Origin of the sequence: Mesorhizobium sp. M0174, from assembly GCF_040322275.1 — a bacterium.
Taxonomy (GTDB): domain Bacteria; phylum Pseudomonadota; class Alphaproteobacteria; order Rhizobiales; family Rhizobiaceae; genus Mesorhizobium.
Genome location: NZ_JAMYTB010000005.1, coordinates 40,710 through 58,344, shown reverse-complemented (window position 1 = coordinate 58,344; position 17,635 = coordinate 40,710). Strand labels below are relative to the sequence as shown.

The following is a 17,635-nucleotide window of genomic DNA, read 5'->3' as shown; positions in this document are numbered from 1 at the left end:
GACGACCTGAAATTCTTGGCGGCAAGATGCCAGCCCTTTCTGTGGTAAGACCATCGGCCGGCATGGTTAACCGACGGTTAATTTGGCGGCTTTTCGAGCGAGTCCCAGGGGTTCCGGTGGGGAAGCGTTAACCATTTCCGTTTACCCAAAAGAAACGAACAGCGAACAGGTGCTGTAGTGTCAGGCCATGATGGCTGAGGATCGAACCGCGCGCCCGGTTTCCGGCGAAATCATGACCGATCCGGCCGCCGGGCCGGAACGCATCATGCATGACGTGACCGCCGACGTCATCGATGCCGACTATGAGGTGCTGCCCCGCCATTTTACACGTCCAGACTTTGCGCCGCCGCCTGCCCGCATGATTTCCACGCCTTCCATCGAAGGCATGGACATGTTGCGCAAGCCCGAAACCGCCGTCGAACGGCCGTTGTGGGTGCACGGTGGGCCGATCTTCTGGATTGTCGGCGTCGGTGCCGCCTTTGCCGCCTTCTGGATGTCGGGCGGCCATGCGCTGATTCGTTAGAACGGCGCCGGAAAATCAACGGGTCACCAAGTAAACGATTCGCGACGCGCTGGGGCATCCGACCGTTCGCGGGCGTCCTGCGAAAGATTGGCCTTGCCAGCCGGCTCGACATGCCTAGAAACGGGGTTGAAGACCGTTTCGGTCGGCTTCGCCTACAAGGCGATCATTTCTGGAAGGGCAGCCAATGCCAGTCGTGCGCGGCAAGGACATCGAAGTCCTGTTTTCAGCGTCCGCCATTGCGCGGCGGAACCTGGAACTTGCCAAGGAGATCGCCGGGCACGACTACCACGACCTTCTGGTAATCTCGGTGCTGAAAGGATCATTCATCTTCGCCGCCGATCTTATCCGTGCCATGCACGATGTCGGCCTGTCGCCGGAGGTCGAGTTCATCTTCATCTCCAGCTATGGCGCCGGCACGACCAGCGGTGAGGTGAGGGTGCTGCGCGACATCGACAACGAGGTCGCCGGCCGCGACGTGCTTCTCATCGACGACATTCTGGAATCCGGCAAAACGCTGAGTTTCACCCGCGACCTCATGCTGTCGCGCGGCGCGAGGAGCTGTGCCATCGCCGTGCTGCTCGACAAGCGCATGCGCCGCCAGACCACGCTCAACGCCGACTATGTCGGCTTCGACTGCCCCGATTATTTCGTCGTCGGTTATGGCATGGACGTCGCCCACGCGTTTCGCGAATTGCCGTTCGTCGGCATCGTCAAGGGCGACGCTTGAGGTCTTTTGATAATTCTACTCCGGCGGCCACCTGACGCAGTTTTGAGCGCTTCCGGTGCTCTCGGAGTCGACAGTCCGCTCCGCTCCGGTTCTCGAAAACCACGCCATCTGACTCGCCAGAGCGAATTCTGAAAAGGCCTCATCGACCCTCAGCGCCTTCAGGAAACATCAACTTTTCCTCGCCAAATATCCTGCCCATGGCAAAGCTCCTGATCGTCGAGGACGATGAATCCGTCCGCAGCCTCGCCGCCCGTGCGCTCGAACGCGCCGGGCATAATGTCACTGTTGCCGCCGATGGCGCGCACGGTCTTTCTCTGATCGGGGCGGCGCAGGGGGGCTACGACCTTGTGCTGTCCGACATCCGCATGCCGGAGATGGACGGCATCGAGATGGCCAAGGCGGCAGCGGCGCTGTTCCCGGCGGTGAAGATCGTGCTGATGACCGGCTATGCCGACCAACGCGAGCGCGCCGAGGAATTGGACGGCATTATTCTCGACGTCGTGCAAAAACCGTTCGCGCTGGCTGAAATCCGCGCCCGCGTCGAACAGGCGCTCGCCTGCTTCGCCTAAAGCCCAAGGTCAACCGCCTTCAGGCAGGGTCGCAGGTCGCCGCAATGGCTGGCTCGCCGCTCCGGCGCCGGCCGGCATTGAGCGCAAAAAGCCCGGCGCCGATGATGAGGGCTGCGCCGGCCGCCGTCGCTGGTCGCGGCATTTCGGCAAAGAACAGAAAACCCCATAGCGGCGACCAGATGATACCGGTGTATTCGAAGGTGGCGACGCTGTTGGCGGGCGCCAGCCGGTAGGCCTGCGACAACAGGATCATTCCGGCCGAGGCAACGAAGCCGCATGCCCCCATCTTGAGGAGATCCGGCGTCGCCGGCCAGGCCCATGGCCGGACGAGGAACTCGAGGCTCGGATGCACGGCGTGGTCAATGCCTGCCAGCCAAAACAATGCCGCTACCAAGGCCGCGCCGACCAGATAGGCGCCGTTCTGATAGAACGCCATGACGGTCGAGGATTCGGTGTCGCCGATCTTGCGCGCCATCAGCTGCGAGAAACCGTAGAGCAGAGCCGAACCTAGCGACAGCAGCGCCGCCCAGTCGAACAAGCCGGCGCCTGGGCGCACCATCACCAGCACGCCGAGCATGCCGACCAGGACGGTGGCGAGCGCCTGCCAGGACACGCGTTCGCCGAGATAGGGGCCGGCCAGCGCCATGATGAACAGCGGCGCCATGAAATAGAGCGCCACCGCGTCAGCCAGCGGCAGGGCGGCGATTGCCAGATAGTAGGCCGTGTAGGAGGTGAACTGGATGAAGGCGCGCATCGTCAGCATGCCGAACCGCTTCGACAGGATTGCCTGCAATCCGACATCGGCGTGGACGAGGAAAACCAGGATCGGCAGGGCGACGATCGAGCGGATCGCCATCACCTCGGTGACCGGATAGTGGCTCGACACCGCCTTGACCAGCGGGTCCTGCAGCGAAAAGACCAGTACGCCGAGACAGAGGCTGAGGATGCCGAGCACAAGCCGATTCTGCATAGGCGCTCCTGTCCCCGCGTGCGCGGCCGAACACAGGCCTGCATCCGGGTAAAAAGAACCCGCCGCCATTTCGGGCAGCGGGTACGAGTGAGGACTTTTGATTGGTCCGCGGCCGATTTCGCGGCCGCATATCCAATGGGTAAGGCGAACTATTGTCCGCCGTTTGACATGTTGCAAACGAATTGGAATGATGCCAGCAATCAGATTTTCTTATGGCGGGCACATGCGACCCAATCTCGACAGCGACCTGTTGCGAACCTTCGTGGCGGTCGCCGACAGTGGTAATTTCACCAAGGCGGCGGAGCGGGCCGGGCGCACCCAGTCGGCGGTCTCGATGCAGATGAAGAAGCTTGAAGGCATGATCGGCGACAGCCTGTTCGAGCGCGGCTCGCGCGGTGTGGCGCTGACACGGCGCGGCGGCGAGCTCATCGCCAACGCCAGGCGCATCGTTTCACTGCTCGACGAGACGGCGGCATCGATGGTCGCGGCGCCGCTTGGCGGGCCGGTGCGCATCGGTATCCCGGAGGAATATGGCCACGCGATCCTGTCGCGCGCGCTCGGCGCCTTTGCCAAGCGCCATCCTCAGGTCGACATCACCGTCCGCTACGCGCATTCCGGTGCGCAGATCGCGGCGCTCGCCGCTGGCGAGCTCGATCTGGCGGTGGTGTTCGAATGGCAGGATCTGTCGGGCGGTGAGGTGCTGATGCATGACCCGACCGTATGGGTGACGTCAGAGCTGCATCACATGCATGAGGAGCGGCCGGTGCCGATCGCGCTCTACAACCGTGCCGGTTGGTGCAAGGATTTCGCGATAAAGTCGCTGGAACAGCGCGATCTCGCCTATCGTGTCGCCTACACCAGCGATACCAATGGCGGCCTGCGGCTCGCCGTCACCTCCGGGCTGGCGATTGCGCCGATCTCGCGCAGCAACATTCCGGCCGGCTGCCGCGAGCTTACGACCGCCGACGGGTTCGGCGACATCGATTCCTCGAACGTGGTGCTGCGGCGCAACCCGAACGCTTCCGGCGAGGCCATCGACGGCATGGAAGAGGCGATCCGCGAGGCGTTCACCAACCGTTAAAGAATGCCGCTCAGTCCGGCGGTGGCGGCCACCACGGACCGCGCGCGGCGATCTTCCGAATACAGGCAGCCTTACTTCAGCTCCAGCAGCCGCTCCAGATAGCTGCGCTCGATATCGGGGCTGAGTGCATTGCCGAGCCGCTTGCGGATCGCTTCGAGGATTTGGCGGGCACGCTGCACGTCGATCTCGTCAGGCACTCTCACCGAACTCCCGTCATCGGGACCCTCGCTGGTGCGGGGCCGCCCGAGCGGGTCACGGTCGGCATTCTGCTGTCGTCCGCCCTGGCCGTTGCCGCCCTGGTCGCCTTGCATCGCCTGCAATTGCTTCATCATGTCCTTGGCGCCCCTGCGCAAGGCTTCCAATGCGCGGCCCTGGTGACCGACGGCCTGGTCGCCTTCGCCCTCGCCGAGCGCCTGTTCGGCATTGCCCATGGATTTGCCGGCCTCGCCAAACCCCTCATTGGGGTCGAGGCCCATGCCTTCGAGGCTCTTCCTCAATTGATCGAGCTCGCTCTGCAGCTTGCCCTGGCCTTCCTGCAACTGCTTCATCGCATCGGCGAATTCCTGCGGCGTCATCTGCCCCGGCCGGCCGAGCGGATCGCGGTCGTCGCCCAGGCCGGGCTTGCCCTGTTCGTCCATCGGGCCCGGCTCACCGTTCTCGCCGAGCTGCTCGTCGCGGTTCTGCCCGCGCTGTTGCTGGCCACGCTGCATCTGGTCCATGCGGAAGGTGTCGTTCATCATCTCCTGCTGGCGCCGCATGATCTCGCCCAGCTTATCCATCTGCTGACGCATCTCGCTGTCCTGCTGACCGCCTTGTTGCTGGCGGCCTGCCTGCAGATTGTTCATCATGTCCTGCAGCTCAGACAGCAATTGCTGCGCCTGGTCGCGATTGCCGGATTTCGCCAGGTTCTCGATCTGGTCCATCATGCGGTCGATGTCGCTCTGGCGCAGTTCCCGGCCGTTCTGCTGCATCTGTGGCGCATTCGGATTCTGCTGCGCCCGCGCCGCGAATTCCTGCAGGAACTGGTTCATCGCCTCGCGCAGTTCCTTCATCGCCTTCTCGATCTCCTGGTCGCTGGCGCCGTTCTTGATCGCATCCTGCAGCGCCTGCTGCGCCTGGCGCAGCCGCTTCTCGGCCGCCGACAGATTGCCTTCCTCGATGCCGAGCGCGATCTCCCAGAGGTAAGCGACCTCGTCGCGCAATTGGTCGTCGCTGTCAGCCATCTTCAGCCGGGTGCGGGCGCTCATGATGGCGAGGTAGTGCGTCATGTTGTCGAACGTGTCTTCGGGCCTGAGCGTGATCGCATCCATTAGGTCGAGCACCCGGTCCTTGGCATAGGCGTCGAGCGCCAGCATGCGGCGCTGCTCGACAACAGCCCGCGCCAACGGGTTGGAGAATGGCCGCTCCGGCATCACCAGCGTCTTGGTTTCGCTGGTCGCCGTGTGTCCGGCACCGTCGGTGGCGACAAGCGACAGCTTGACGTTACCACCGGCCCAGACATGGTCGGTCAGGTCCTTCGTCGTCTTAGCGGCATTCGCCTTCCCGCCGCGGCGCGGCAACGTCAGCGGCATTTCCGGCGGGCCATAGAGCGGATGCGCGTTGGGTGCCTGCGGATCGGCCAATGCGAAAACGGCCTTGGCGGAGGCCGCGCCATAGTCATCGTCAATCTGGTAGTTGAGTTCGAAGGCGCCGTTGACGGCGCGCTTCGGCTCGCCGACAAAGCGGATCTGCGGCGGCTTGTCGGGAATTATGGCGAAGGCCCAGCGGCCGAGCTCGCCGTCGCCGGACTGCAGCGTCAGCGTGCCGTCGGCCGTCAACTTGCCGCTGAACTGGCGCACGGTGGAAGGCGTTGCCGGAGCTGCCTCAGTCTTGGCGGCTTGCGGCCCGGTCGGATCGATGGCGCGGGTGTTGCCGCCGGTGTCGGCGTAACTCAGCGTTTCCTCGCCCGAACCGCCGGTGACGCGCAGCGACACATCGCTGCCCTCCGGAACGGTGAAGGTCGGCGCCGTTTGAGTGGCGTTGTTGGCAAGGACTGGGGCGTTCAGGAATATCGGCGGCCTGCCGGTATAGGCCGGCGGCGTCACCCAGGCATCAATGCGCGGCGGCACGACGTCGCGGGCGGCACGGGCAACAAAGCCGTCGCCCAGCCTGCCGCCCGACGGCCCGAAGGAGAAGGCAAAGGCAGTGACCAACAAAAGCGCGGCAACGGCGCGCAACGCCCACGGGTCGCGTTCCGGCACGCGTGTGCGCGGCACGTCGCCGCCAAGCTCGCCCAGCCGGTCCGCCATGCGCCGCTGATGCTCGCGCCACAGGGCTTGCGAAAAAATGCTTTCCTTGCCGCTCGGGCGATCGGTCTGGACCTGCACCGGGCTGTGCAGCAATCGGTTGGCCGCCTCGATGCGGCGGTCGACCTCGGCACTGGATGGCGTGCGGAAGAAACGCAGCGGATAGAGTGCGGCAAGCGCTGCGACGCCGAATGCCGTGATAAGACCGATCCGCGCCAGATCGGGCAAAAATGGGAACAGGCCGAGCCACGAAATGCTGAGGAACAGGCTGGCGACGATGATCAGCGGCAGCACCAATGGCCAGCCGCGTTCGACGATTATCGAGACCTGCGTCCCCAGCCGGCTCAAGGCAAGGCGCCTGGCCAGACTGCGATCGCTGGTGAAAATGGGTCGTTGCGTCATCGGCCCTTCCTGGCCGGGCGGGATAGCCCAGGCCTCACGAGTCTATCGCATGGGCCCGAAAAGTCGATTTCCGGGAAGCACGATGCGAAGACCTAAAATCTTAGCGCGTACTTCGTGCGTCCAAGCGGATGCACATCGCCCTAAGGATACCAACAAACACGGCGAAGGCGAGGCGGTTCCCCAAAACGTGAACAATAATGCCCCGGATATTGTCAGAATTTCGCCGGATTGGCGTTTGCGCCGCAGATCAGTACGGCAACGCGCTCGCCTGCAACCGGTGCGTAGCGGCCGGACAGGAGCGCCGCGAAGGCGGCCGCACCGCCCGGCTCGGAGATGATTCGCACGCGGTCCCACAGCGCCGCCTGGGCGGCGATAATGTCGTCGTCGCCGACCAGGATCGAGCGCTCGACGAATGCCTCGGCGATAGGAAACATCATTTCGCCGACACGCTTTGGCGCGAGCGAATCGGCGGCGACGCCCTCAGCCGGCGCGTCGACGGGTCGGCCCGCCGCGAACGCGCGATGAAGCGTCGGCGCACCCTCCGGCTCGACCGCGATGATCCTGATGCGGCCGGAAAACCAGGCGGCGATGCCGCCGATCAGGCCGCCGCCGCCGACAGCAACCAGCAGGGTGTCGAGCTTCGGCAGGTCGGCCTCGATTTCGAGGCCGAGCGTGCCCTGCCCGACCAGCGTCTCCTCCTGGTTGAAGGCGTGGATCTGCAGCGCGCCGGATTTTTCGGCGAAGCTCTCGCTGGCGGCCAGCGCCTCGGCATAACGGGCGCCGCCGACGACCAGCTCGGCGCCGTAGCCACGGATGCGGTCCAGCTTGGCCTGCGGGCTCACTTCGGGAACAAAGATGGTCGCCTTGTGGCCGAGTCGCATGGCGGCATAGGCGACGGCGGCGCCGTGATTGCCGCCCGATGCGGCAACGACGCCGGCCGCAGGAACCGGCCGTTCGAGGAGATTGGTGAACGCACCACGCGCCTTGAACGAGCCGGAATGCTGCAAGCACTCAAGCTTCAGGTCGACCGGCAGAGCCGGGCGGCCGAAATCGGCCATGTCGACGCGCAGCACCGGCGTGTGGCGCACGAAGGGCCGGATGCGGGGTTCCATCGCCGCAATGCGCTCGCGTGTGATCGTGTGGCCGTGCAGCATGCTTTCACTCCCAGAGCTGACATTCAGAGTTGACATTACTTAGTAACTTGGCAAAGTAGCTAAATGCAAGAGGTCGACGTCTTCAAAGCGATTGCCAACGAGCGTAGGCTGCAGATCCTCGATTGGCTCAAGGACCCGCGCTCGCATTTTCCGCCGCAGGCGGACGGCGATCTGGTCGACGACGGAGTCTGCGCGCTGCTGATCGCGGAAAAGCTGGGGATCACCCAGGCGACGCTCAGCGAACATATGCGCGTGCTCACCCAGGCAGGGCTTTTGCGCAGCAAGCGCATCAAGCAGTGGACATTCTATCGCCGGAACGAGAACAGGATCGCCGAAACCAGGGCGCTCATTCAGCACCGCCTGTAGCTGCAGAGTTCTACTCCAACCAGTCCGGCACCGAATCCAGTCCGATCAGCTCGTCATAGGTCTGGCGCGGGCGCACAACGTGGAAGCGGTCGCCGTCGACCAGCACTTCCGGTACCAGCAGCCTGGTATTGTAGGTGCCGGCCTGGACGGCGCCATAGGCGCCGGCGGTGGCGACAGCGATCAGGTCGCCGGATTTCAGCCGGGGCAGGTCACGGTCGAGCCCGAGATAGTCACCGGTCTCGCAAACCGGGCCGACGACGTCGACCTTCATGCGCGGTGCTGCGGCCGGCTGCTGCGCCACCGGCTTGATGTCGTGGAAAGCGTCGTAAAGCGTCGGCCGGATCAGGTCGTTCATCGCGGCGTCGACGACGAGGAAGTTCTTGGCGTCGCCCTCCTTCACGAAGATTACCTCCGAGACCAGGATGCCGGCATTGCCGACGATCAGCCGGCCTGGCTCGAACATCACTTTCAGCCCGAGTTCGGCGACGACATGCTTTCTGACGATCCGGGCATAGGCATCGGGCAAAGGCGGCGGGTTGTTGTCGACGCGGTAGGGAATGCCAAGGCCGCCACCGACATCGATGTGCTCGATGGCATGACCGTCGGAGCGCAAGGCGCCGACCAGCTCCACCAGCAGCGCAAAGGCCTCGTCGAAGGGCTGCAATTCGGTGATCTGGCTGCCGATATGGGTGTCTATGCCGGTGACCTTGATGCCCGGCAGCTCAGCCGCGCGCGCATAAACCTTTCGTGCCTGCTGCCAGGGAATGCCGAACTTGTTCTCGGCCTTCCCAGTCGAAATCTTGTTGTGCGTCCTGGCGTCGACATCCGGATTGATGCGCAGCGAGATCGGCGCGATCTTGCCCAGCGCGGTCGCGCGGGCCGACAGCAGCTCCAGCTCCGGTTCGGATTCGACGTTGAAACAGAGAATGCCGGCCGAGAGCGCAAAATCCATTTCGCGCGCGGTCTTGCCGACGCCCGAAAACAGGATCTTGCTTGCCGGAATGCCGGCCGCCAAAGCGCGGCGCAATTCGCCCTCCGAGACCACGTCGGCGCCGGCGCCGAGTCTTGCCAACACCTTCAGCACGGCCTGGTTCGAATTCGCCTTCATGGCATAGCAGACGAGGGCGTCGAGCCCGGCAAAGGCCTCTGTGAAGACGCGAAAATGCCTGGTCAGCGTCGCCGTCGAATAACAATAGAACGGCGTGCCGACGCTGGCGGCGATGTCTGATATCGCCACGTCCTCGGCATGCAGCGCGCCGTCGCGGTAGTCGAAATGGTTCACGAGATTGGTCCGAAAAATCAGAGCAGCGGGTCGAGGATGAATTTCTTGTCCTCAACAGGTTTTTCCGGCTCCGGCGGCAAAGGTTGCTTGGCCTTCTCGGCGTCCTTGCGGGCCTGCACGGCGGCCGCGTAGGGCGTATCAAGCGCAGCCTTCCTGCCGCAGGCCGCAACGGTGGCCATTGCTGCCAACAGCGTCAGCGTCACCAAAATCCTGCTTCCGGTCATCGTGCCATCCGTCCGAAACTTTTGCCCGCAGCCGCTTCTAGCCGAGTTTTGCGGCCATTGCACCCCGCGTCTTACGCCTTGGCGAGCCGCTTTTTCCAGTAGCGGATCTGCTTGCGCACCTCGGACGGCGCGGTGCCGCCGAAGCTCGTGCGGCTCTTTACAGAATTCTGCACGGCAAGGACCGAAAACACGTCGGCGCTGATACCGGGGTGAATGGACTGCAGATCCTCCAGCGAAAGCCTGTCGAGCCCGATCTTCCTGTCCTCGGCCAGCGCCACCGCCCGGCCAGTGATATGGTGCGCCTCGCGGAACGGCAGGCCGAGCGTGCGCACCAGCCAGTCGGCGAGGTCGGTCGCAGTCGAATAGCCGGCGCCGGCGGCCTTTTTCATCGCCGCGGTGTTCACCGTCATGTCGCGCACCATGCCGGTCATTGCCGCCAGCATCAGGTCGAGCGTCTCGGCCGCGTCGAAGACGGATTCCTTGTCTTCCTGCATGTCCTTGCCATAGGTCAGCGGCATGCCCTTCATTACTGTCAGCAAGGCGACGAGGTGCCCGGTGACGCGGCCGGTCTTGCCGCGCACCAGTTCGGCAGCGTCGGGATTCTTCTTCTGCGGCATGATCGACGAACCCGTCGAGAAACTATCCGACAGCCTGACGAAGCCGAATTGCGGCGTCGACCAGATGATGATCTCTTCAGCCAGTCGCGACAGATGCGTCGCGCAGATCGCTGCTACGCCCAGGAACTCGAGCGCGAAATCGCGATCCGAAACGCTGTCGAGCGAATTGCGCATCGGCTCGCGGAAGCCAAGCGCCTTCGCTGTCTCGTGCCTGTCAATCGGAAAGCTGGTGCCGGCAAGGGCGGCAGCGCCGAGCGGGCTTTCATCCATACGCTCAATCGCATCGCGGACGCGAGACAGGTCGCGCGCAAACATCTCGACATAGGCCATGCAGTGGTGGCCGAAGGTCACCGGCTGCGCCGCCTGCATGTGGGTGAAGCCCGGCATCACCGTTGCCGCATGCTCCTCGGCGCGATCTAGGAACGCCGTGATCAGCCCCTTCAGCGCCTCGGCGACGCGAAAGCACTCGTCCTTGACCCACAGCCTGAGGTCGACCGCCACCTGGTCATTGCGCGAGCGGGCGGTATGCAGGCGGCCAGCTGCGGGCCCGATCAAATCGGCCAGACGGGCCTCGATATTCATGTGGATGTCTTCCAGCCTGGTGGAGAACTCGAATGTGCCGGCCTCGATCTCTGCCAGGATCGTGTTCAGCCCGTGAGTGATTTTTTCTTGATCGGCCGCCGAAATAATGCCCGTTTGCGCCAGCATCTGGCAATGGGCGATCGAGCCGCGAATATCCTGCGCATAGAGTTTGCGGTCGAACGAGATCGACGCGTTGATCGCTTCCATGATTGCGGCCGGACCCGAGGCAAAACGTCCGCCCCACATCTGGTTGCTGGCCTTCTTGTCGTTCATCGCTATAACCCGTGCTCCGGAGCAGTTTTTCAAAAATGGCAGACGGCAATAGATTTTTCCCGGCTTTGCGTCTCATCCTCGCCGCTTTGGTTGCGGGCGTGCTGGCCGGCGCGGTCGCGGTATATGTCAGGGAAAGCAGTTCTGGCAACAAGGCGCCCGCGCCAGTGGCCGCCGGCGGCGGCAAGGACGACGCCGCCTGCGTCGCCAAGACCGACCGTGCCAAGAAGATCGCCGCCGCTGCTACCGGCCAGGTTGCCGCGCTTTTGCCGGCGGATCCGCCGCAATCGCTGAAAAGCCTTGCCTTCAACGGCCCCGACGGGGAGCCGACGATGATCGCCGATCATGCCGGCAAGACGGTGCTGCTCAATCTGTGGGCGACATGGTGTGCGCCTTGCCGCGCCGAAATGCCGGCGCTCGATGCGCTGCAGAAGGAGATGGGCAGCGATGCGTTTCAGGTTGTTGCCGTCAACGTCGATGCCGGCGACGATGCCAAACCGAAGAAATTCCTGGAGGACACCGGCGTCAAGTCGCTCGGCTACTATCGCGATGCCACGATGGCGCTGTTCAACGACGTCAAGACGCGCGGCCTGGCGCTAGGTCTGCCCGTCACCATGCTGATCGATGGGCAAGGCTGCCTCATCGCCCATATGAACGGCCCGGCCGAATGGTCGGGGCCGGATGCCAAGCGTCTGGTCGAGGCGGCGCTTCAGCCGGGATAGGCTCAGACCGTGCGCAGGCGCGGCTTGAGCACGGCAATGCTTGCGCCGCGTCGGCTGGCTGTGCGGATTGCCGGAGCAGCCACGCCCGTCAGTTCGCCGAACGTCTCGATCGGAGCCGGTTTGCCGAGGTAATAGCCTTGCCCGATCTCGCAAGCCTCGGCATCCAAGAACTGCAATTCACCCGGCGTCTCGATGCCCTCCGCAAGGACCGGTAGGCCGAGACCGCGTCCAAGCCCCAGCACGGCGCGGACGATCGCCGCGAACTGGGCGTTCTTGTCGACCGATTTGATGAACGACCCGTCGATCTTGATCTTGTCGAAGGGAAAGGCGCTAAGGTTGGACAGCGAAGAGTAGCCGGTGCCAAAATCGTCCATCGCTACATGCACGCCAAGCGCCTTGACCTGCCTCAAGGCCGCCAGCGCGCGGGGCATATCCTTCACCAGGGCTGTTTCGGTGATCTCCAGTTCCAGCCTGCCGGGTGCCAGGCCGGACCTCGCCAGTGCATCATGCACCTTGCGGCTGAAGTTCGGATTGTGAAACTGCACGGCGGAGACGTTGACGGCGACCATCAGCGGATTTGTCCAGCGAGCAGCATCGTTACAAGCCGTCGTCAGCACCCAGTCGCCGATCTGGGCGATCGCGCCACTGTCCTCGGCCACGGGGATGAAAACAGCCGGAGAAATATCACCCCGCTCAGGGTGCTGCCACCGGACCAGGGCTTCGAAGCCGATCATCCTGCCGCCGCGGATTTCCTTCTGAGGCTGGTAGACGAGGTGGAACTCCTTGCGGGCGATGGCCTGGCGCAATTCATGCTCCATCACGCGCTTGTCGCGGGCCGCGGTGCCCATGGCTATCTCGAAAAACCGGTAAGTGTCCCTGCCTTCGGTTTTGGCGCGATGGAGTGCCGTGTCGGCATGGCTGATCAGGCCGGCCTGGTCTTCGGCATCCAGCGGAAAGAAGGCGATGCCGATGCTGGCCGAGACGAGGCCGGAGCCGACCGAAACCCTGTTTTCCTCGCGGATCGCCGCCAGCAAGTCCTCGGCTATCCGGCCTGCGGCCAAGGGGTCGGGGAGGTTCGGAGCTATGATGGCAAATTCGTCACCGCCGAGACGCGCGAGCATCTGTCCGTTGCGCGGGATGCCGGAGATGCAGTGCGCGAGCTTCTGCAGCATCGCGTCACCGGCGCTGTGGCCGTAGAGGTCGTTGACTTGCTTGAACCGGTCGAGGTCAAGCAGCAGGAGCGCCAGATATCCATCCTTGCCGCCACGATCCATCGAGGCGACTTCTGCTTCCAGCCGGGAAGAAAAGCTCCGCCGATTGGCAAGCCCGGTAAGCGGATCGAAATGCGCGAGGCGGAGAATCTCTTCTTCTGCCTTCTTGCGCTCACGGATGTCGCGAACGGCAAGCACCGTATGAGGCCTGCCGCAGTAGGTGATCTTCCTGGCGATCAGCTCGACAGGAATTCTCGCGCCGTCGCTGCCCCTTAATTTCGCTTCCTGCGCCTGTTCGCCGAAGCCGGACATAGCGGCTGCGCTCTGTCCGTCGAAAAGCTCGCCGAGTTGCATCGTGTTCAGGGTGGCTGTCGCTGTTCCGGTCAGCTTCGCCATACTGTCATTGGCGCTGACGATGCGGGTGCCATCGCAAACGATCAGACCTTCCACCGCCGCATTGGCGAGATCGTGCATGCGCTCGGCCTCGAGCTTCTGGTGGCGAAAGCGCAGATCGATCCACAGCGCGGCACCTGACAGCACAAGGATTACAAGGCTGGCGACCGCTGCGGCAAAGGCCTGGGAAATGGGCTCGATGGAATGTTCGGATATTTCAATCGAGGAATCCGGAATGATCGACACCGCGGCCATCGCGATGAAATGCAAGCTGCAAATGGCCAGCGTCAAAAGCGCGGCGCCGCCGAGAGTCGCGACTGCTGACGGGCGGCGCAAAACGACCAGGAGTGCCAGTGCCGCAAGGGTCACGCCGGCCAGAAGCGACATCGCGACAAGGAGCAGGTTCCATACGACCCGGCCTTCGACCTCGAAAGCCGCCATGCCGATGTAGTGCATCGTCGCGATGGCGCCGCCCAGAATGGCACCACCGACGAGGAAATGGTCGATGCCGCGGCGCAAGGTGGCGACCCACATCCCAAGCGCGGTCAGGATGACGGCGGCGGCAAGCGAAAAGGCGGATAATCCCGGATTGTATGCGTTCGGTATTCCCGGCGTAAACGCGGTCATGGCGATGAAATGCGTCGCCCATATGCCGAACCCGGTCGAGGCCGCGGCGATCATCAGCCAGACAAGCCGGTTTCGCTCGGTCGATCGGCCGACATGCTTAAGGAGATTAACTGCTGAGAAACAAGAAATTCCACAGACGAGTGCGGCGAGCGCAACCAGTCTCAGGTCGTGCTGATTTACGATACAATTATAGACCGTCAGCATCCTGGTTCACTCGGTCAAAACTAACAGGGGAGGTGTGACGGATTAGCTCTTGGAGATTTTAACGAATAGTTAACCCGTAGGCCATGAGGCGGGTCTTTTCGGGGGAAAACCGATGCCGCTGCGCCGAAAAGGCGGTGATGTCGTTTCTGACGCCCGGTTTCGGTAGCGAGTGCACTTTAGGAAGGAATGGTGTTCATTGATCGGCAACAAAACCGTTGTCCGATTGTCATCAGCGCCACATATTGCCTTTGCGGAGGTGCCCCTTTCGCCAATGACAAACGGGAGATGAAACATGAAGTTCTTCGGCTTTGCGGCCGGTATCGCCGCCACCGTGACCCTGCTTTCCACCACCTCCGCCTTCGCCGTCACGCAGATCAGCTGGTGGCACGCCATGACCGGCGCCAACGCCGAGGTCGTCGCCAAGATCTCCAAGGATTTCAACGCCAGCCAGAGCGAATATGAGCTCGTTCCGGTGTTCAAGGGCACCTATCCGGAGACGCTGAATGCCGGCATCGCTGCCTTTCGTGCCGGGCAAGCGCCCGATATCCTCCAGGTGTTCGACGTCGGCACCGGCGTGATGATGGCGGCCGAGGGTGCGATAAAGCCGGTGGCCGATGTGATGACCGGCGCCGGGATGACTTTCGACAAGAGCCAGTATCTGCCCGGCATCGTCGGCTATTATTCCAAGCCGGACGGCACCATGCTGTCCTTCCCCTACAACTCCTCCTCGCCGATCCTCTACTACAACAAGGACATCTTCCAGAAGGCAGGCCTCGACGTGAACACTCCGCCCAAGACCTGGAACGAGGTTTGGGAAGCCGCCAAGAAGATCAAAACGAGCGGCGCCGCCTCTTGCGGCTATACCTCGACCTGGCTGACCTGGATCCATCTGGAGAATTTCGCGGCGTGGAATGACGTGCCTTGGGCCACCCAGCAGAATGGCCTGGCCGGCGGCGACGTCGAACTCAAGATCAATGCGCCGATTTTCGTCAACCACTTCCAGGCGCTCGCCGACCTGGCCAAGGACGGCACGTTCAAATATGGCGGACGCACCTCCGAAGCCAAGCAGATATTCCTCGCCGGCGAATGCGGCATCTTCACCGAATCGTCGGGCGGCCTCGGCGATATCGTCAAGTCCGGCATGAACTATGGCATCGGCCAGCTTCCCTACGACAGTGACGCCAAGGGTGCCCCGCAGAACACGACGCCGGGCGGTGCCAGCCTATGGGTGTTCGGCAACAAGTCGGACGAGGAATACAAGGGCGTTGCCGCCTTCTTTGCCTATCTGTCCAAGACCGATGTACAGGAATACCTGCACCAGAAGTCGGGATACCTGCCTGTGACGCTCGCCGCGTACGAGGCGACCAAGAAATCAGGCTTCTATGACAAGAACCCCGGCCGCGAGACACCCATCCTGCAGATGATCGGCAAGTCGCCGACCGACAATTCGAAGGGCGTGCGTCTGCCCAATCTGCCGCAGGTGCGTGATATCCAGAACGAGGAGCTGGAGAAGATGCTGGCCGGCCAGCAAACCGCCCAGCAGGCGCTCGACAATGCGGTCGCGCGCGGCAACGCCGCGATCAAGGAAGCCCTGGACAACTAACGAGATCGTCTCGGTCAGTCGGTTGGAATATCGCCCACGCGAGCGCGCGTGGGCGATGCCTGGATAGCGAGGGAAATCAGCCTGTCTCCACGCGTCGTCTTTCCCAACAAGATCCTGCCCTACCTGCTGGTGGCGCCACAGCTCGCCATAACCCTGGTTTTCTTCTACTGGCCGGCTGGTCAGGCGCTTTACCAGTCGATGCTCAGGCAAGACCCGTTCGGACTGAAGAGCAGGTTCGTCTGGTTTGCCAATTTCCGGAAGGTGCTGGCCGATCCGGCCTACCTCAACTCGATCAAGGTCACGGTGGTGTTCTCGCTTGCGACCGCGATCGTTGCCATGGTTGTGGCCCTGCTGCTCGCGGTCATGGCCGAGAAGGCCGTGCGCGGCAAAGGCCTCTACCGCACACTGTTGATATGGCCTTATGCCGTGGCGCCGGCGATCGCCGGCATGCTGTGGCTGTTTCTGTTCAACCCTTCGATAGGCTCGTTGGCCTATTTGCTGAGAAGCCTCGGCATCGCATGGGACCCACTGCTCAACGGCACCCACGCCATGATCCTGCTGGTGTCGGCGGCTGCCTGGAAGCAGATCAGCTACAATTTCCTGTTCTTCGTCGCCGGCCTGCAGGCGGTGCCGAAAACGCTGATCGAAGCGGCGGCCATGGACGGCGCCGGCGAAACCAAGCGCTTCTGGACCATCGTCTTCCCGCTGCTTGCGCCGACAACGTTTTTCCTGCTGGTCGTCAACACCGTCTATGCCCTGTTCGACACGTTCGGCATCGTTCATGCCGTCACCGGCGGCGGGCCTGGCAAGACGACCGAGACGCTGGTCTACAAGGTCTACAATGACGGCTTCGTCAATCTGATCCTGGGCGACTCGGCGGCGCAGTCGGTCATCCTGATGGCCATCGTCATCGCGCTCACAGCGATCCAGTTCCACTATGTGGAACGCAAAGTCCACTACGGCTGAGGGCAGCGATGATCGGCCAGTCCCCGCTCCGCACCTTCATCGCCCATGCCGTGCTCATCCTCGGCATATTGATCGTGGCTTTTCCGATCTACTACACCTTCGTTGCCTCGACGCACACGCTGCAAACGATCCTCAGGCCGCCGCTGCCGCTCTTGCCGGGCGGCCAGCTATGGAACAACTACAGCGAGGGGCTGTTCGGCGGCATCGGCCGTATCGGCGGGGTCAGCGTCGGCAAGCTGCTCCTCAACACCACGATCATGGCGCTCGGCGTTGCGGTCGGAAAGATCTTCATCTCGATCCTGTCGGCCTACGCGATCGTGTTCTTTCGCTTTCCGCTGCGCATGACCTTCTTCTGGCTGATCTTCATCACCTTGATGCTTCCAGTCGAGGTGCGCATCCTGCCGACCTACAAGGTGATGGTCGATCTCGGCATGATCGATACCTATGCCGGCCTGATCGTCCCGCTGATCGCCTCAGCCACTGCAACGCTGCTGTTTCGCCAGTTCTTCATGACCATACCGGGCGAATTGGTCGAGGCGGCGCGTGTCGACGGTGCCGGGCCATGGCGCTTCTTCTTTGATATCCTCCTGCCGCTGTCGCGGACAAACATCGCCGCGCTGTTCGTGATCCTCTTCATCTATGGCTGGACGCAGTATCTTTGGCCGCTGCTCGTCACCAACAGCAGCGACATGAACACCATCGTCATCGCGCTGAGAAAGATGGTTTCCTTCGCCGATGCCGACACCCAATGGCACCTCGTGATGGTCACGGCAATGCTGGCTATCGTGCCGCCGATTCTCGTCGTGGTGATGATGCAACGCTGGTTCGTGCGCGGCCTGGTCGAATCCGAAAAGTGA

The 17,635-nt window shown here is 62.9% G+C and carries 16 protein-coding genes; 9 read left to right on the top strand and 7 right to left on the bottom strand.

The features are described from left to right. The first annotated feature begins 232 nt into the window (after positions 1-232). The 3 genes from NKJ13_RS12295 to NKJ13_RS12285 all read left to right on the top strand — a co-directional run bounded on the left by NKJ13_RS12295 (position 233) and on the right by NKJ13_RS12285 (position 1,819). Positions 233-523, top strand: coding sequence for a hypothetical protein (locus NKJ13_RS12295; protein ID WP_352737921.1), 291 nt, complete (start codon positions 233-235; stop codon positions 521-523). Positions 524-707: 184 nt separating this feature from the next. Next, positions 708-1,250 (top strand): hypoxanthine phosphoribosyltransferase, encoded by a 543-nt coding sequence (gene hpt / locus NKJ13_RS12290; protein WP_254816654.1) that lies wholly within the window; start codon positions 708-710, stop codon positions 1,248-1,250. A gap of 197 nt (positions 1,251-1,447) precedes the next feature. After that, complete coding sequence (locus tag NKJ13_RS12285) at positions 1,448-1,819, top strand: response regulator (protein ID WP_352505095.1); 372 nt, start codon at positions 1,448-1,450, stop codon at positions 1,817-1,819. Between the two features lie 19 nt (positions 1,820-1,838). On the opposite strand, the gene NKJ13_RS12280 is transcribed toward NKJ13_RS12285, so the two are convergent. Then, positions 1,839-2,789, bottom strand: coding sequence for a DMT family transporter (locus NKJ13_RS12280; RefSeq protein WP_352737919.1), 951 nt, complete (start codon positions 2,787-2,789; stop codon positions 1,839-1,841). Positions 2,790-3,012: 223 nt separating this feature from the next. Between NKJ13_RS12280 and NKJ13_RS12275 the strand changes: the two genes are divergently transcribed. Then, positions 3,013-3,870, top strand: a complete 858-nt coding sequence (locus NKJ13_RS12275; protein WP_352649318.1) for a LysR family transcriptional regulator — start codon at positions 3,013-3,015, stop codon at positions 3,868-3,870. A gap of 71 nt (positions 3,871-3,941) precedes the next feature. Here NKJ13_RS12275 and NKJ13_RS12270 read toward each other — a convergent pair whose 3' ends face one another. Both NKJ13_RS12270 and NKJ13_RS12265 read right to left on the bottom strand, forming a co-directional pair. Further along, positions 3,942-6,557, bottom strand: coding sequence for a TIGR02302 family protein (locus NKJ13_RS12270; RefSeq protein WP_352737918.1), 2,616 nt, complete (start codon positions 6,555-6,557; stop codon positions 3,942-3,944). A 212-nt stretch (positions 6,558-6,769) separates the two neighbouring features. Then, entirely contained in the window at positions 6,770-7,711 is a 942-nt protein-coding gene (locus tag NKJ13_RS12265; protein WP_352777820.1) for a threonine/serine dehydratase, read from the bottom strand. A 63-nt stretch (positions 7,712-7,774) separates the two neighbouring features. Here NKJ13_RS12265 and NKJ13_RS12260 point away from each other — a divergent pair, with 63 nt between their 5' ends. Further along, the gene (locus NKJ13_RS12260; protein WP_352737915.1) at positions 7,775-8,077 is read left to right on the top strand and encodes an ArsR/SmtB family transcription factor; all 303 of its coding nucleotides are present in this window, start codon (positions 7,775-7,777) and stop codon (positions 8,075-8,077) included. Between the two features lie 10 nt (positions 8,078-8,087). On the opposite strand, the gene lysA is transcribed toward NKJ13_RS12260, so the two are convergent. From lysA to argH, 3 genes are all read right to left on the bottom strand, one after another. Next, positions 8,088-9,359: a diaminopimelate decarboxylase gene (gene lysA, locus NKJ13_RS12255; protein ID WP_352737914.1), complete on the bottom strand. Its 1,272-nt coding sequence runs from the start codon at positions 9,357-9,359 to the stop codon at positions 8,088-8,090. Positions 9,360-9,376: 17 nt separating this feature from the next. After that, the gene (locus tag NKJ13_RS12250) at positions 9,377-9,583 is read right to left on the bottom strand and encodes a hypothetical protein (protein ID WP_023677931.1); all 207 of its coding nucleotides are present in this window, start codon (positions 9,581-9,583) and stop codon (positions 9,377-9,379) included. 71 nt (positions 9,584-9,654) lie between these two features. After that, complete coding sequence (gene argH, locus NKJ13_RS12245) at positions 9,655-11,055, bottom strand: argininosuccinate lyase (protein WP_352737913.1); 1,401 nt, start codon at positions 11,053-11,055, stop codon at positions 9,655-9,657. A gap of 35 nt (positions 11,056-11,090) precedes the next feature. Here argH and tlpA point away from each other — a divergent pair, with 35 nt between their 5' ends. Further along, on the top strand, positions 11,091-11,774 hold the full coding sequence (gene tlpA, locus NKJ13_RS12240; protein WP_352737912.1) for a thiol:disulfide interchange protein TlpA: 684 nt from the start codon (positions 11,091-11,093) through the stop codon (positions 11,772-11,774). A gap of 2 nt (positions 11,775-11,776) precedes the next feature. Here the strand turns inward: tlpA and NKJ13_RS12235 are convergent, their stop codons facing one another. Continuing rightward, positions 11,777-14,209, bottom strand: coding sequence for a bifunctional diguanylate cyclase/phosphodiesterase (locus tag NKJ13_RS12235; RefSeq protein WP_352737911.1), 2,433 nt, complete (start codon positions 14,207-14,209; stop codon positions 11,777-11,779). Between the two features lie 292 nt (positions 14,210-14,501). Here NKJ13_RS12235 and ugpB point away from each other — a divergent pair, with 292 nt between their 5' ends. The 3 genes from ugpB (at position 14,502) to ugpE (ending at position 17,635) form a co-directional block, all read left to right on the top strand. Further along, a complete protein-coding gene (gene ugpB, locus NKJ13_RS12230; protein ID WP_352737910.1) occupies positions 14,502-15,812 on the top strand; it encodes a sn-glycerol-3-phosphate ABC transporter substrate-binding protein UgpB in 1,311 nt (436 codons plus the stop codon). A gap of 81 nt (positions 15,813-15,893) precedes the next feature. Then, positions 15,894-16,778, top strand: a complete 885-nt coding sequence (gene ugpA / locus NKJ13_RS12225) for a sn-glycerol-3-phosphate ABC transporter permease UgpA (protein ID WP_352737993.1) — start codon at positions 15,894-15,896, stop codon at positions 16,776-16,778. Between the two features lie 8 nt (positions 16,779-16,786). Continuing rightward, positions 16,787-17,635, top strand: a complete 849-nt coding sequence (ugpE, locus tag NKJ13_RS12220) for a sn-glycerol-3-phosphate ABC transporter permease UgpE (protein WP_352737909.1) — start codon at positions 16,787-16,789, stop codon at positions 17,633-17,635.